Here is a 14,190-nt window from a genome sequence, read left to right as displayed (position 1 = left end):
GATGGCCGCATGGACGTGCCGGCCGCGACCGACCCGGCGCCGACCGCCGTCGCATTGAGGCCCGATGCGTTGGACTGGAAGCCCAGCGCCGAGGACGCGTCTCCGTTCGCATGTGAGCCCGGGCCGATCGCGGCGGAGTTTGCCCCCGCGGCGCCGGCGCCGGGACCGACGGCCGTGGCGCCCTGGGCGGACGCATTGGAGAAGACACCGAGCGCCATGCTGTTGATGCCGAGGGCGTTGGCATTGGCGCCGACTGCGACCGCACCGGTGGCTCCGGCGGCGTTCGACGCGAGCCCCAGCGCGACCGAATTGGCTGCCGTCGCCGTGGCGAGGCGCCCGATCGCGACTGCAGCCTGGCCGCTGGCCGTGGCCGACGAGCCGCCGGCGTATGACTGGACCCCCAGGGCCGAAGCGTTCCAGCCGATGGCGGTGGCCTGCTCACCGCTGGCAACCGTGCTCGAGCCGAAGGCGATGGCATTCGCGGCCGAGGCGTTGCTCGCCGCCCCGATGGAGATGGAGCTTCCGCCCGACGCAACGGACTGATTGCCGATCGCGATATCGCTGACGGCGATCGCCTTCGCCGTGGCCGGACCGCCGCCGCCGATCGCGACCGAGCCGGCGCCCGTCGCCTGGCCGGCACTGCCGGCCGGGGCGAACTGCGCGAAGGCCGCCTGCGGCGCCATCACCCACAGCGCGACCAGCCGCGCGGCGACCGACCCGCCGGCGCCCAGCGCGCCCAGGCCCAGCCGCTTGCGCTTCATGCCGAGGATGCGATGCGCGTTGCGCAGGGCCGCCATCAGGCGGCGGCGAAGAGAACGGCTGTCACCCGCGCCCGGAACCCAGTTCCCCGCGAAACGGGCGGAGGGCCGACGAGTGGTGGACGCGTTGGGATTCCAGGCGTTGCTCACTTATATGACCCCCTCTGAGCGCCGCGGCCGGTTTCGGCTCCGCCGGCAATAAAACCGAATAAGGCAATCTGCCCGTCAGAAACTCACAGTCCCGACACCGCGGTATTCCAGGAATGTCCGGTTCCTTCAGGAATGCGCGATGACTGCATAAAAAAAGCGTTCACGCCGACTTCGTTGGTATTTTCCGCGTTTTGAAGGCATTGACGGCACGCCAAGCCTCCAGGCGATCCGACCGGCGGGACGGCGGGTGTTAACGTTCCCGCCGCACCTGCATCGGTGTCTTCTGCCGGTACTTCTTCATCGTCGTCGTCAGGTGGCTCTGGCTCGAGAAGCCGCACTGATAGGCGACGTCGACGATGGTCAGGTCGCCTTCGGCCAGCAGCTTCTCGGCGACGTCCAGCCGCTGGTCGAGCACATAGCGGTGCGGCGAGGTGCCGAAGGTGCGGGTGAAGGCCTGGATGAAGTGCCGCGTCGACAGGCCGGCGATGCCCGCCAGCTCCGGCACCGGCAGGCCGCGCGCCAGGTTGGCGGCGATGAAGTCCTGCACCCGCCGCGCCGCGGCGGCGGGCAGCCCGCCCCGCACCACCGGCGGCGGCATCCGCGCGCTGGAGTAGTGGCGCAGGATGTGGACGCCGAACAGGGTGATCAGCGAATCGACATAGAGCTCGTTCGGCACCTCGCGCTGCGTCAGCTCGGCCTTCAGCAGCTGGCCGATGCGCAGCGCCCAGGCATCGACCGTGCCCGGCGGCGGGGGGCGCAGCTCGACGCCGGCGGTGTCGAATTCATGCGCCGCCAGCTCCCGCAGGGCCGCGTCGGTCAGGACGACGATGACGCTTTCCCGCGCCAGCGGCCAGGCCAGGCTGTCCTCGGCGCGGGCCGGGCGGATCAGCAGGGTGCCCGACGGCGCGTCGAACGCCGCCCCCTCGCCGCCCGCCTCGACGGCGTGGACCTTGGAGACCGGGCTGAGCAGGACCTCGGCGACGTGGTGCTCGGACCCGCCCTGCTGCAGCCCCGGGGGGTGGATGGCGCAGATCGCGCCGCCATGGCCGGTGGCGAGCCGCGGCCCGATGCCGCCGGGCATGACCTGCGCCAGGGGCGAGGCGGCCTGCCGCGGGGCCGCGCCCTGCCGGGCAGCGGCGGGAGCGGCCGCCAGCGCGCCGCCGCGGGGCTGCATCGGGGCGCCCCTGCCGGGGGGCAGCCAGGAATCCGCGAAGTAATTCATCATCCGACCGGGGCCACGCGGAGATCCGCGTCCGCCGGCAGGCCCGGGGCCCGCCGGATGTGTCGGGCCCCGTCGATCCGCAGCGCAGGCCCATAGCGCTTCATAGGTCCAATTCCTATACAATCGACCCATAAGAGGCACCGGCCATCGAAGCCGCGTGCCGCCGTCCCACCCCTCGGACATCCGGCCGGCCACGGCCTGACATCTGTCCTAGGCACAGGGATTTCATAGTTGGCGTAACCCGGTATTCCAGAATTGTCCGGTTTTTGCAGGAAACCGCAATCGATTGCCACAAGGCGCGCGAAATTTTCCGGAACCCTACTATTTTATGCAGTTTTGCTGAAAAGATCAGACTTCATTCTGTCTTGATGACAATGGATTAAGGTTTGGAATGGTTCTATGCTTCAACGCGCCGGCGCGTTTCGGATACGGCCGTTATCGCTCGCGCCGGATCTGCAGGGGCGTGGCCTGCCGGTGCTTTTTCATGCTGGTCGTCAGGTGGCTCTGGCTCGAGAAGCCGCTGCGATAGGCGATTTCGGCAATCGGCAGGTCGCCGGTCCTGAGCAGCCTTTCGGCATGGGCGAGGCGCATGCCGATGAGGTAGCGGTGCGGCGGCTCCCCGAAGGTCCGGGTGAAGGCCTGCAGGAAATGGCGCGGGGACATGCCCGCGACCGCCGCCAGCTCGCCGACCGACACGTCTTCGGCGAAGCGCGCCTCGAGATGGTCCCGCAGCCGGCGGGCATTGCCGGCCGAAAGCCCGCCCCGCGCCGTCGTCGGCACCCGCGCCGCGCCCGAATACTGGCGCAGCAGATGGATGCCCAGCAGGGTGATGAGGGAGTCGACATAGAGGCCGTTCGGCCGGTCCCTGTTGGCAAGCTCGTCCCGCAGGAACTGGGCGATCCGCAGCGCCCGCTGGTCGACGGTGCCGAGCGGCGGCGGCAGCAGCCCGGGCGGGCCGGCGCCGTGGTCCCGCGCCGCCAGTTCGCCCAGGGTCTCCGGCGGCCAGGCGACGAGCAGCTTCTCCCGCCGGGACAGCCAGGTGATGTGGCCGTCGGCCCCCACCGGATGGAGGATCAGCGTGCCGCGGGCGGCATCGACCTCCTGCGGCGCCCGGGTGCCGAGCGACGCCTGCAGGCGCGCCGGCGACAGCAGGACGATGGCGAGATGGTGCGGGAGGCGGTAGCCCTGCGGCCCCGGCGGGCGCTGCGCATGCACGACGGCGCCGCGCGCGGTCTGCAGCCGCCGCCCCGCGTCCTCGGGGATCAGCCGGAACAGATGATCCGCCGGCGGGGTCCGGTCGGCGTGCCGCCGGACGGCCCTGTCATCGCCGGCGGCCCTGGCCTGAGGATCGGCCGTCAATAGCATCGACATCGCGACCGCTCAGAGACTTCGTCTCGAAACGACTGCCGCAGACTTCCCGAACACAGCAACACCACCGCAAACCGGCCAGCATCGATCAGATCGAGCCGGACCTTCGTCAATAAAGTGCAAGCGGAACGGCAATCCCGAGCGCTAGCGACCGGTTATCGTCGGCGCGATCGAAGCAATCAATATATTTCATTTTATACATTCGCATGGTGCCCATGCTTCTTCTACAAACAAATATTTCAACACCCGTAATTTGTGCTGATTTGCCGTCAGCGAAGACGAAGCTCGCCAGGTCGCTGAACGGACGCGGAGGGCAGGCGACGCCGGCGTCGCCTGCCCATGCGATCCCTCGGATCAGGCCGACAGCCGGATCACGTTCCAGGACGCCGGCCCGAGCGTCGCCGAGATCCGTCCGCCCTCGACCCGCACACCGGTCAGGGCGCGGGGCCGGACCCGGTCCGGCACCTCCTTCGTGTTGGTCGCCGAGAGATCGTCGTCGCGCAACTCCAGCGCCTCGCCGAGGCCGAGGGCGCCGAAGCCGTGCGCATCGATCTCGATCGGAGCCGGCTGGTCGAGATGGCGGTTGAGCAGGAACAGCGTCACCGTCCGGCCCGCCTGGTCATGCACGGCGGCGGCCTTGACGTAGGGCACGGCCGGCAGCGGGAAGGCCAGGTCGGCCGTGCCGCGGGGGTCGTGATAGGTCGCGGCGTAGGTCGGGGAGTCCACCTGCGCCCGCAGCACCCGGCCGCGGCCGAGATTGCTGAACTGGGCGAAGGGATGGAAGATCGTCTGCCGCCAGGCCGGGCCGCCGGTCTCCGTCATGATCGGCGCGATGGCGTTCACCAGCTGCGCCAGGCAGGCACAGCGGACGCGGTCGGCGTGGTTGAGCAGCGAGATGCAGGCCCCGCCGAAGGCCAGCGCATCCTTCATGTTGTAGACCTCCTCCAGGATGTCCGGCGCCACCGGCCAGCCCAGCTTGGTCCGGCCTTCGCTGCGGCGGCGCGTACGGTACCAGACGTTCCATTCGTCGAAGCTGAGCATGATGCGCTTGGACGACCGCCGGCGCGCGGCCACCGCGTCGACGATGGCGACGACCTCGTCGATGAAGGAATCCATCAGGTCGGGGCTGGCGAGGAAGGCCGCCGTGTCCCCGGCATAGTCGTTGAGATAGGTGTGGAGCGAGATGTACTCGACATGGTCGAAGGTGTGCTCCAGCACCGTGTCCTCCCAGGCGCCGAAGGTCGGCATGGTGCGGCCGGACGACCCGCAGGCGGCGAGCTCGATCGTCGGGTCGACCCATTTCATCATCTTGGCAGCCTCGGTGGCCTTGCGGCCGTACTCCTCGGCGGTCTTGGTCTCCATCTGCCAGGGACCGTCCATCTCGTTGCCGAGGCACCAGAACTTGACGCCGTGCGGCTCCGGCCAGCCATGGGCGCGGCGGAGGTCCGAGAGCTCGGTGTCGCCGGGGAAGTTGCAGTATTCCACCAGCCGCCGCGCGGCATCGCCGTCGCGGGTGCCGAGATTGACCGCGAGCATCGGCTCGATCCCCGCCGCCCGGCACCAGTCGATGAACTCGTTGGTGCCGAAGGCGTTGGTCTCCTTCGACATCCAGGCGAGGTCGAGCCGCCGGGGGCGCTTGTCGACCGGCCCGACGCCGTCTTCCCAATTGTAGCCGGACACGAAGTTGCCGCCCGGATACCGCATGATGGTCGGCGCCAGCTCCCGCACCAGGTCGAGCACGTCGCGGCGGAAGCCCTTGGCATCGGCGGTCGGGTGGCCCGGCTCGTACATCCCGCCATAGACGCAGCGTCCGAGATGCTCAACGAAGGCCCCGAACAGACGGGGGTCGGTGTCGCCGATGGCGAAGCTGCGGTCGATGGAAACCCTGACGGTCTGCATGGAGGACTCCGGAAGCGAAGGTGGAAAACGGTCAGGCCGCCGGCCGGGGCCTGGGTTCGGCGGGACGCTCGTCGCGCCAGGCGTCGCCGATGGGCAGGACCGCCTGCAGCAGCCGGATGGAATAGGGGTGGCTCGGGGCGTCGAGCACGGCGCGGGCCGGCCCGCTCTCCACCACCCTGCCCTTCTCCATGATGATCAGCCGGTCGCTGATGGTGTAGGCGGTGGCGAGGTCGTGGGTGATGTAGATGATCGAGACGCCGAACTCGTCGCGCAGCGTCCGGAACATGTTGACGATGGTCATGCGCAGCGAGGCATCGATCATCGACACCGGCTCATCCGCCACCACCAGGGCCGGCTCGGGCACCAGCGCGCGGGCGATGGCGACGCGCTGCAGCTGGCCGCCGGACATCTCATGCGGGAAGCGGCCGCGCACCTCGGCGAGCGACAGCCCGACCTTGCGCAGCGCCGCATCGGCCCGGGCATCCACCTCCGCGCGGGTCCGAGCGCCGCAGAAGCGGCGTGCCGCCATGTACAGATACCGATCGACCCGCTTCAGCGGGTTGAACGCCTCGAAGGGGTTCTGGAACACCGGCTGCACCTCGGCCATGAAGGCCAGCCGGTCGCGGCGGCTGCGGATGGTCGCGAGATCGCGGCCGCGGAACCGGATCGACCCGCCGTCGGGCGACATGCCGTTCAGGATCATCCGCGCCAGCGTCGACTTGCCCGAGCCGGATTCGCCGATGATGGTGAACACCTCCGGCCGCTCGCTGGCCAGGGCGAAATCGACCCCGTCGACGGCCCGCACGACGTGGCGCCCGAACAGGCCGCCGGCCCTGAAGGTCTTGCCGACCTGCCTGACCTCGAGCAGCGCGGTCATGACAGGGGCACCCCGGCGGCACGGGCGCTGGCGACATGGCAGGCGACGCGATGCCCCGGCTCCAGCTCCTCCAGCGGCGGCGCCACCTCGCGGCAGCGCGGCACCGCCAGCGGGCAGCGCGGATGGAAGCGGCAGCCGGCCGGCGGGTCCGCGAGGTTCGGCGGGGCCCCCGGCAGGCCGGCCCGCCTGACATCGTCCCCGATCCGCGGCAGGCTCGAGATGAGGTTCGCCGTATAGGGATGGAACGGGCGCCGGAAGATCTCGCCGGTCGGCCCCTCCTCCACCAGCCGGCCGGCATACATGATGCCCAGCCGGTCGGTCAGGTTGGCGTGCACCGCCATGTCATGGGTGACGAACAGGATGGACGAGCCCATCTCCTGCTGGATCTCGCGCAGCATGGCCAGCACGCCCTTCTGCACGATGACGTCCAGCGCCGTCGTCGGCTCGTCGGCGATGATGAATTCGGGCCGGCAGATGGTGGCCAGCGCGATGGTCAGGCGCTGGCGCATCCCGCCCGACATCTCGTGCGGATAGGCGTCGAGCACCTTGGGGTCGAGCGACAGCCGCCGCAGATGGGCGGCGACCGCGGCGAAGAAATCCTGCCGGGTGCCGCCGATATGGCGCGCGGCGAAGTCGACGAAGGTGTTCCGGATCCGGCGGACCGGGTTGAGCACGTTCATCGAGCCCTGGCTGACATAGGACAGGCGGCTCCAGCGGATGGCGTCGACCTGGGCCGGGGTCATCGCGTAGACGTCGCGGCGGCCGTCCTTGAAGTCGAAGGTGACGGAGCCGCCGACGACGTTCAGCGGCGGGCGGATCGCCCGCGCGATCGTCTTGATCAGCGTGGTCTTGCCGGAGCTGGATTCGCCGGCCAGGCCGTAGATCTCGTTGCGGCGGATGACAAGGGTGACGTCGTCGACGGCCCTCACCTCGCGGGTCACGCCGAAGAAGCGCATCTGGTACCAGGCCTTGAGGCCCGAGACCTGGAGCAGGGGCGCGGAATTCATGCCCCGCCCCCCATGCGCGCCAGCCGGCTGCGCGGATCGATGTATTCGTTCATCGAGATCGCGAGCAGGAACAGCCCGACGAAGAGCATGACCACCAGCGCCACCGGGAAGGCGATCCACCACCACACGCCGGCGACCAGCGCCGTGTGCTGGTTGGCCCAGTAGATCATGCCGCCGATGGTCGGCGTGTTGATGTCGGTGAAGCCCAGCACCGACAGCGTCACCTCGATGCCGATCGACCAGTTGATGTTGTTCATCGTCGTCGAGAACACGATCGGCAGGACGAAGGGCAGGTGCTCCTGCACCAGGATCCGCCCGGTGCTGGCGCCCGAGAAATAGGCCTGGTGGGTGAATTCGCGGGTCCGCAGGCTCATCGCCATGGCCCGGATCAGCCGGGCGTCATAGGCCCAGCCGAGCGCCGCGGTGACCAGCGCGAGCATGGTCCAGCTCATCGCGTCTCGCATGATGAAGTAGAACAGGACCAGGATCGGGAAGAGCGGCACGACGACGAAGGTGTCGTTGATCGACATCAGCACCCGGTCGATCCATCCGCCCTTGTAGCCGGCGATCAGCCCCACCAGCAGCGCGATCAGGCGGCTGAGCACCGCGACCACGATGCCGAAGGTGAGCGTGTTGCGGATCGCGAGGGTAAGCTGCCAGAACACGTCCTGCCCGCGCGAGGTGGTGCCGAAGAGGTAGTCCCATGACGGCGGGACGTCCGGTGCCACCACATAGACGTCGAGCGGCGGATACGGCGACACGAAGGACAGCAGCGCCATCACCACCACCAGCCCAACCAGGACCAGGCCCGCGGCGAATTCGATGTTGTAGCGGAGGAGGTCGCGGAGGATGGCGAGGACCTGCATCAGCGGACCTCCACGCGCGGATCAATCAGCGGGAACAGGAGATCGATCACCAGGACCGCGACCGAGACCGCGATGATCGAGACCGAGGTGATGCCGAGCACCAGGCTGTAGTCGCCCGCATGCACCGCGCTGATCAGCAGCGAGCCGAGGCCGGGATAGCCGAACACCTGCTCGGTGATGATGGCGCCGTTGAAGATCGCGCCGAGATTGAGCGCGAGGCCGGTGATCTGCGGCCCCAGCGCGTTGCGCATGACGTAGGAGCCGAGGATCCGGCGCCGGCCGACGCCGCCCAGCTCGGCATAGGTGACGTAATCCTCCGTCACGATGTTCGACACCAGGGCCCGCATGCCCATGAACCAGCCGCCGATGCCGACCGCCATCAGCGACAGGCTGGGCAGGACGGAATGCACCAGCACGTCCAGGGCGAAGGCGAATGTGTCTCCGCGATTGGCGTTCATGCTGGCGCCGCCGCTGATCGGCAGCACCGGCCAGACGAAGCCGAACACGATCAGGAGGACGAAGGCGACGATGTAGTACGGGATCGGATGGACCCCCATCGACACGATCCCGGCCAGCTTCAGCAGCCGGTTCCGCCGGTAGTAGCCGGCGAGCCCGCCGAGGAGGTTGCCGATGACCCAGGTCATGAGGGTGGAGACGAGGAGCAGCCCGACCGTCCAGGGCATGGCCCGCCAGATCAGGGTGGAGACCGGGGTCGGAAACGCCGACAGCGAGGGGCCGAAATCGCCGACGAGGATCCGGCGCCAGAACGAGAGATACTGCTCGACCGTCGAGCCCTCGAGGCCGTAGAGCTGGCGCAGCGACGCCCGCATCATCTCGATCGCCTCGGGGCTGGTGACGCCGAAGGAGGTCGCGGCGGTCACGCTCTGCTCGACCGGGTCGATCGGCGTCGAATGCGTGATCACATAGGTGATGTTCACGCCGATGAAGACCACGACCGCGAATTGCAGCAGCCGCTTGGCGAGATAGGCGAGGAAGGGCTTCATGGCTCCGGCCATCGGGATCGCCCGCAGGGCCCGGTTGCCCGGACCCCGCGGGGCTTTCGCAGGGATCAGGGCTGGGTCGGCTTCAGCCGCACCATCATCAGGCGCGAATTGCCCCAGTTCGGCACCGGATCGGTGTACGGGTCGTCGGCCGTCGGGTAGCCGGTCCAGTAGGTCTCGTCCATGGCCGTGAACACGTTGTAGGCCATCAGCGGAATGATCGGCATCTCGCGGACCATGAACTTGGCGTAGTCGCGCCCCAGCTCGACCGTCTTCGGATCCTCGAAGGACACCGTCCGGATCTGCTCGATCAGCTTGTCGAGTTCCGGGCTCGACAGGCGCTGCCAGTTGCGCGGCGACTGGGTCTTGCCGGCCGGCGCGACGAACTGGGAGTGCCAGCTGTCGAGGAAGAAGGCCAGGTCCGGATGGCCGCCATAGGTCTCGACGCTCCAGCCGATGAAGGCGTCGAAATCGCCGGCGCCGCGCCGGTCCAGCATGTTGGTGCCCTGGGCGACGTCGATCTTAGCGTCGATGCCGAACTGGCGCCATTGCTGGGCGATCATGGTGCCGGCGCGGGTCATCACCGGGCGGGAGTCGCCTTCGACCATGATCTTGATCGAGAGCGGCTTGCCGTCCTGCGCGACCCAGGCGTCGCCCCGCTTGGTGTAGCCGGCGCGCTGCAGCAGCTCGGCGGCGGCCGTCGGATTGGGCTTCCACCAGCCATAGCCGAAGGAGCGGGCGATCACGGCGGGATCGGTCGGGATCTGGTCCCCCATGGACGGCCGCAGCATCGTCGCGATCTGCTGCCCCATAGTCGGATCGTAGGGCTTGATCGTCTCCTTGCCGGTGTCCAACTCGAAGCCGGCCAGCCAGTCCTGCAGCGGCTTGTGGTAGTCGTCCGGATGCGTGCCGGTGGGCGGCACGGCGATGGCCGAGATCGTCGCGGCGCCGCGATACGACGCCATGGCGACGGCGCGGATGTCGATCAGCAGGGCCAGCGCCCAGCGCAGGTCGCGATTCTGGAAGGTCGGGTTCTGCAGGTTGAAGACCACGGCCGGCAGGGTCGGGTCGGGATGGCCGTAGGGGAAGCCCTTGAACCAAGTCTTCAGGGTCTTCGACTGCTTGGCCAGGGTGAACATGCCCTCCGGCGCGACGTCGTGGATCACGTCGAGGTCGTGGTTGAGCTGGGCGATGACGCGCTTGTCCGGCGGGCCGGGGTCGACATAGGCGACGTATTTCGGCCCGGGCTCGCCATAGTGGCCGAGCGTGGTGCGCTGCCAATCATCCCGGCGTTGCCAGACGAACCATTTGCCGTCGGGGTCGTAGCTGTAGAGCGTATAGGCTCCCAGCGAGACCGGCTTGTTGAAGTCGAACCGCAGCGGGTCCGGCGCCTTCTCGAAGACGTGCTTCGGCATCATCCAGATGGCGTTGAAGCGCACCGTGAACAGTGCATGGAAGCGGGAGTTCGGCTTCTTCAGCTTGAACACCACCGTCCAGTCGTCGACCTTCTGCACGCTGTCGACATTGAGCGCGAGCAGGGCGCTCCACCGCATTCCCGGGGTCTTGATCTGGGTCTCGACGGTGTAGACGAGGTCGTCGGCGGTGAACTGGACGCCATCGCTCCAGTAGATCCCCGGCCGCAGCTTCACCGTCATCTCGGTGAAGTCGGCGTTGTAGATCGGCTTCTCGGCCGCCAGCGAATTCTGCCAGGACCCGTCCAGGCCGCGCTCGGGATCGATGTACCAGAGCGTGTCGAGGGCCAGCTGGTGCAGGCCGGTATACTGCCCGCCGGCATTGATGGCCCAGATGTTGAACCAGCCGGGATTCTTGATGGTCCCTTCGGGATTTTCGAGGATCAGCGTCTCCCGGCGCGGCAGGTCGGAGATCGTGCCCTGGGCGGATGACGCGGCCGTGCTGGCGATGAGGCTCGCCAAGGCGAGCATGAGCAACCTGATGACGCGCATAGGCTCTCCCTTTCTGACCGGTTCTGGGGCCGGTTCGGCAGGGAGTGAACCTCCAATCGGGCGGGATCGTCAATGATTTTGATATATATCAACTCTGTTAATATGGATTCGGAGATCCTATGGTGTCGCGGCTCTCTGAAGGATTGATCGTGCGATGGATGTCCCACAGCGACGGCTGCTGACATTGACGGCCAGCGAAGGCGGCGAGGCGCTGGAGGCGCTCTCCTCCCCTGTCAGGCTGGCCATGCTCAGGCTGCTGCGGCAGCGCGGCCCCCTGAACGTCAACCAGATCAGCAGCGAGCTGGACCTGCCGCAATCCACGGTCGCGATCAACGTGCAGAAGCTGGAGCGGGCGGAGCTGATCCGCACCGAGACGGTGAAGGCCAGCAAGGGGCAGCAGAAGGTCTGCTCGGCGCTCTACGACGAGATCACGGTCCGGCTCGACGATCCGGACGCCCTGCAGGACGACCGGATCATCGAGGTCGCGATGCCGATCGGCCTCTACACCACCTGCGAGGTCAGCGCGCCCTGCGGGCTGTGCTCGACCGACGGCGTGCTCGGCCTCCTCGACGTCCCCGACCACTTTCTCGATCCGAACCGGATGAAGGCGTCGCTGATCTGGTTCGGCCGCGGCTTCATCGAATACAAGTTCCCCAACAACGCCAAGGTGGTCGGGAAGGCGATCGAGCAGCTCGAGGTCACCATGGAACTGTCGTCGGAAGTGCCCGGCACCAACAGCGACTGGCCATCGGACATCACGCTGTGGATCAACCATGTCGCCGTCGCGACCTGGACGTCGCCGGGCGACTACGGCGATATCCGCGGCCGCTATACGCCGCGATGGTGGAAGCTCGCCGGCTCGCAATACGGCAAGCTCGTCACCTGGCGCGTCACCGACGAAGGGGCGTTCGTCGACGGCAAGCGCGCCTCCGCCGTGACCCTCGACCAGCTGCGCCTGAACGACCATCACGCGATCCGCCTCAGGATCGGCATCGATGAGAACGCCGAGCATCCGGGCGGCCTGAACATCTTCGGCCGGGGCTTCGGCAACCATGACCAGGACATCGTCATGCGCCTGCGCCTGCGGGCGTGACGGCGTTGCCAATCTCGGCTTGTGCGCTCAGCCCTTCACGGCCCCTGCCGTCAGGCCGCGAACCATGGCCCGCTGCACGATCGCGAACAGCACGATCACCGGCACGATGCTGATGATGCCCCCGGCCGAGAGCGCCCCCCAGGGCAGCTGGAATTCCCCGACCATGAGCTGCAGCCCGACCGGCCAGGTGCGCGACCCGGTGCTGGTGGTCAGCATCAGCGCGAACAGGAACTCGTTCCAGGCCCCGATCGCGACGAACACCGCGGTGGCCACCAGCCCGCCCATCACAAGCGGCAGGACGATGCGTAGCATCGCGCCGATGCGCGAGGCGCCGTCGATCCGGGCCGCGTCCTCCAGCTCGGACGGCACCGCGTCGAAGAATCCCTTCATCATCCAGATGAAGACCGGCAGCAGGAACGTCGTGTAGGCCAGCGCCAGGCCAAGGCGGCTGTCGAGCAGGCCGACGCTGCGCATCAGGATGAACAGCGGCACGATGATCATCACCGCCGGGAACATCCGCACCACCAGGTAGAACAGCATCAGCTCGCGCCGGCCGCGGAAGCGGTAGCGGGCGACGGCGTAGGAGGCGAGCGTTCCGATCACGACGCAGATCACCACGGTGGTCAGCGTCACCACGGCGCTGTTGGCGATCAGGGTCGGGAAGTTGGACCGCGTCCAGATCGCGACGTAGTTCTCGAACGTCACCCGGTCCGGGATGTACCGGATCGTCGCGGTGACGATGTCCGCTTCCGGCTTGAGCGAGGTCAGCAGCGCCCACAGCACCGGAAACATCGCGAAGATCACGATCGACAGGGCGGCGGCGTAGCAGAGCAGGACATGGAGCCGGCGCCGGGCGGAACGGCTGCGAAGCATCAGTCCCTCATCGCGTTGGAGAGCTTCACATAGGCATAGCTGAACACCATCAGCAGCAGGAACATGACCACCGACAGCGCGCTGGCATAGCCGAAGTTGAATTCCTTGTTCGCCTTCAGGAAGGCATAGAGCGACAGCACCTGGGTCGAGCGGCCGGGCCCGCCGCCGGTCAGGATCAGCAGGATGTCGGGCGAGTTCACCAAGCTGATGACGCGCAGCACCACGGTCGCCACGATCACCACCCGCAGCTGCGGCAGGGTGATATGCATGAACTGGCGCCACAGCCCGGCGCCGTCGGTCGCCGCCGCCTCATAGAGGTCGCCGGGGATCCCCTTCAGGGCCGCCAGCAGCAGCAGCGCGAAGAACGGAAAGCCGTGCCAGACCTCCACCACCATCGCGGCGGCCATCGCCGTGTCCGGATCCGCGAACCACGCCTTGTAGCTGCCGAGGAGTCCGATGCGCACCAGGATGTCGTTGAGCACGCCGAGGCGCGGATCCAGCATCAGCGCCCACATATGGCCGGCGACGACATTCGGCAGGAACCACGGCAGCAGCACCAGGATCCCGAGCACGCGGAAGCCCGGCAGGCTGGTGTTGAGCACGAGCGCCGTCAGCAGCCCGAGCAGCAGCTCGCCGGCCGCCGCCCCGGCGACCCAGACGACGGTGTTCTGCAGCGACAGCCAGAAGACCGGGTCCCCGACCAGCGCCAGATAATGCTTGAGGCCGACGAAGCCGGTGCCGAGGTCGACCCGGTTGAGCCGCATCTCGCGGACGCTGAGCACCATGCCCCACAGCGTCGGGTACAGCACGACCGCCAGGATCAGCACCAAGCTGGGCAGCAGCAGGTAGTAGGCCCAGCGCGGGCTCTCCGACAGGCGGCCGAACCGGCCGAGGCGGCGGGACGGCGCCGGGGCCGGCGTCGAAGGCAGGTCGAGCGCCGTCATGCCCGCGCCACGGCGGTGGCCTCGATCCGCTCCCAGTCGAATTCGAAGCCGATCCCTGGGGAGTCGGAGACCGTGAGCACGCCGCCTTCGATCGACAGTGGCCCGAGCCTGCCAAGGCCCGCGATCTGCTCGCTCGAGATCACCAGCTGCTCGTAATAGTCGTTGTTG

The 14,190-nt window shown here is 68.0% G+C and carries 11 protein-coding genes and 1 pseudogene; 1 reads left to right on the top strand and 11 read right to left on the bottom strand.

Translation table 11 applies throughout. From position 1 onward, the window contains the following. From ABDW35_RS18645 to ABDW35_RS18605, 9 genes and pseudogenes are all read right to left on the bottom strand, one after another. Window positions 1-797: pseudogene (locus tag ABDW35_RS18645) on the bottom strand (hypothetical protein); the annotation flags it as partial. Window positions 798-1,158: 361 nt separating this feature from the next. Further along, on the bottom strand, window positions 1,159-2,082 hold the full coding sequence (locus ABDW35_RS18640) for an AraC family transcriptional regulator (protein ID WP_343715382.1): 924 nt from the start codon (window positions 2,080-2,082) through the stop codon (window positions 1,159-1,161). A gap of 483 nt (window positions 2,083-2,565) precedes the next feature. After that, a complete protein-coding gene (locus ABDW35_RS18635; RefSeq protein ID WP_343715381.1) occupies window positions 2,566-3,501 on the bottom strand; it encodes an AraC family transcriptional regulator in 936 nt (311 codons plus the stop codon). Window positions 3,502-3,852: 351 nt separating this feature from the next. Further along, window positions 3,853-5,397: an alpha-N-arabinofuranosidase gene (locus ABDW35_RS18630; RefSeq protein WP_343715380.1), complete on the bottom strand. Its 1,545-nt coding sequence runs from the start codon at window positions 5,395-5,397 to the stop codon at window positions 3,853-3,855. Window positions 5,398-5,428: 31 nt separating this feature from the next. Further along, a complete protein-coding gene (locus ABDW35_RS18625) occupies window positions 5,429-6,274 on the bottom strand; it encodes an ABC transporter ATP-binding protein (protein ID WP_343715379.1) in 846 nt (281 codons plus the stop codon). Further along, complete coding sequence (locus ABDW35_RS18620; RefSeq protein ID WP_343715378.1) at window positions 6,271-7,281, bottom strand: ABC transporter ATP-binding protein; 1,011 nt, start codon at window positions 7,279-7,281, stop codon at window positions 6,271-6,273. Before ABDW35_RS18620 ends, ABDW35_RS18625 begins: the two co-directional genes overlap by 4 nt. After that, window positions 7,278-8,147: an ABC transporter permease gene (locus tag ABDW35_RS18615; RefSeq protein ID WP_343715377.1), complete on the bottom strand. Its 870-nt coding sequence runs from the start codon at window positions 8,145-8,147 to the stop codon at window positions 7,278-7,280. The genes ABDW35_RS18620 and ABDW35_RS18615 overlap by 4 nt, the downstream gene beginning before the upstream one ends. Continuing rightward, a complete protein-coding gene (locus ABDW35_RS18610) occupies window positions 8,147-9,163 on the bottom strand; it encodes an ABC transporter permease (RefSeq protein ID WP_343715376.1) in 1,017 nt (338 codons plus the stop codon). The genes ABDW35_RS18615 and ABDW35_RS18610 overlap by 1 nt, the downstream gene beginning before the upstream one ends. Before the next feature lie 53 nt (window positions 9,164-9,216). Then, the gene (locus ABDW35_RS18605; protein ID WP_343715375.1) at window positions 9,217-11,091 is read right to left on the bottom strand and encodes an ABC transporter substrate-binding protein; all 1,875 of its coding nucleotides are present in this window, start codon (window positions 11,089-11,091) and stop codon (window positions 9,217-9,219) included. A 175-nt stretch (window positions 11,092-11,266) separates the two neighbouring features. On the opposite strand from ABDW35_RS18605, the gene ABDW35_RS18600 reads away from it, so the two are divergent. Beyond that, window positions 11,267-12,205, top strand: a complete 939-nt coding sequence (locus ABDW35_RS18600) for a helix-turn-helix domain-containing protein (protein WP_343715374.1) — start codon at window positions 11,267-11,269, stop codon at window positions 12,203-12,205. Between the two features lie 27 nt (window positions 12,206-12,232). Here the strand turns inward: ABDW35_RS18600 and ABDW35_RS18595 are convergent, their stop codons facing one another. Together ABDW35_RS18595 and ABDW35_RS18590 are read right to left on the bottom strand one after the other, a co-directional pair. Further along, complete coding sequence (locus tag ABDW35_RS18595; protein WP_343715373.1) at window positions 12,233-13,078, bottom strand: carbohydrate ABC transporter permease; 846 nt, start codon at window positions 13,076-13,078, stop codon at window positions 12,233-12,235. Next, a complete protein-coding gene (locus ABDW35_RS18590; protein ID WP_343715372.1) occupies window positions 13,078-14,022 on the bottom strand; it encodes a sugar ABC transporter permease in 945 nt (314 codons plus the stop codon). The genes ABDW35_RS18595 and ABDW35_RS18590 overlap by 1 nt, the downstream gene beginning before the upstream one ends. Window positions 14,023-14,190 lie beyond the last annotated feature (168 nt).

This window comes from Inquilinus sp., from assembly GCF_039594555.1.
In the GTDB taxonomy this organism is placed as follows: domain Bacteria; phylum Pseudomonadota; class Alphaproteobacteria; order DSM-16000; family Inquilinaceae; genus Inquilinus.
This window is presented reverse-complemented; position numbering and strand designations above follow the sequence as displayed.

Excerpts from the sequence above, each read along its gene's own strand:
- ABDW35_RS18595 (WP_343715373.1), bottom strand. The coding sequence starts at position 13,078 with ATGCTTCGCAGCCGTTCCGCCCGGCGCCGGCTCCATGTCCTGCTCTGC.
- ABDW35_RS18600 (WP_343715374.1), top strand. The coding sequence starts at position 11,267 with ATGGATGTCCCACAGCGACGGCTGCTGACATTGACGGCCAGCGAAGGC.
- ABDW35_RS18625 (WP_343715379.1), bottom strand. The coding sequence starts at position 6,274 with ATGACCGCGCTGCTCGAGGTCAGGCAGGTCGGCAAGACCTTCAGGGCC.
- ABDW35_RS18615 (WP_343715377.1), bottom strand. The coding sequence starts at position 8,147 with ATGCAGGTCCTCGCCATCCTCCGCGACCTCCTCCGCTACAACATCGAA.
- ABDW35_RS18590 (WP_343715372.1), bottom strand. The coding sequence starts at position 14,022 with ATGACGGCGCTCGACCTGCCTTCGACGCCGGCCCCGGCGCCGTCCCGC.
- ABDW35_RS18620 (WP_343715378.1), bottom strand. The coding sequence starts at position 7,281 with ATGAATTCCGCGCCCCTGCTCCAGGTCTCGGGCCTCAAGGCCTGGTAC.
- ABDW35_RS18630 (WP_343715380.1), bottom strand. The coding sequence starts at position 5,397 with ATGCAGACCGTCAGGGTTTCCATCGACCGCAGCTTCGCCATCGGCGAC.
- ABDW35_RS18605 (WP_343715375.1), bottom strand. The coding sequence starts at position 11,091 with ATGCTCGCCTTGGCGAGCCTCATCGCCAGCACGGCCGCGTCATCCGCC.
- ABDW35_RS18635 (WP_343715381.1), bottom strand. The coding sequence starts at position 3,501 with ATGTCGATGCTATTGACGGCCGATCCTCAGGCCAGGGCCGCCGGCGAT.
- ABDW35_RS18640 (WP_343715382.1), bottom strand. The coding sequence starts at position 2,082 with ATGCAGCCCCGCGGCGGCGCGCTGGCGGCCGCTCCCGCCGCTGCCCGG.
- ABDW35_RS18610 (WP_343715376.1), bottom strand. The coding sequence starts at position 9,163 with ATGGCCGGAGCCATGAAGCCCTTCCTCGCCTATCTCGCCAAGCGGCTG.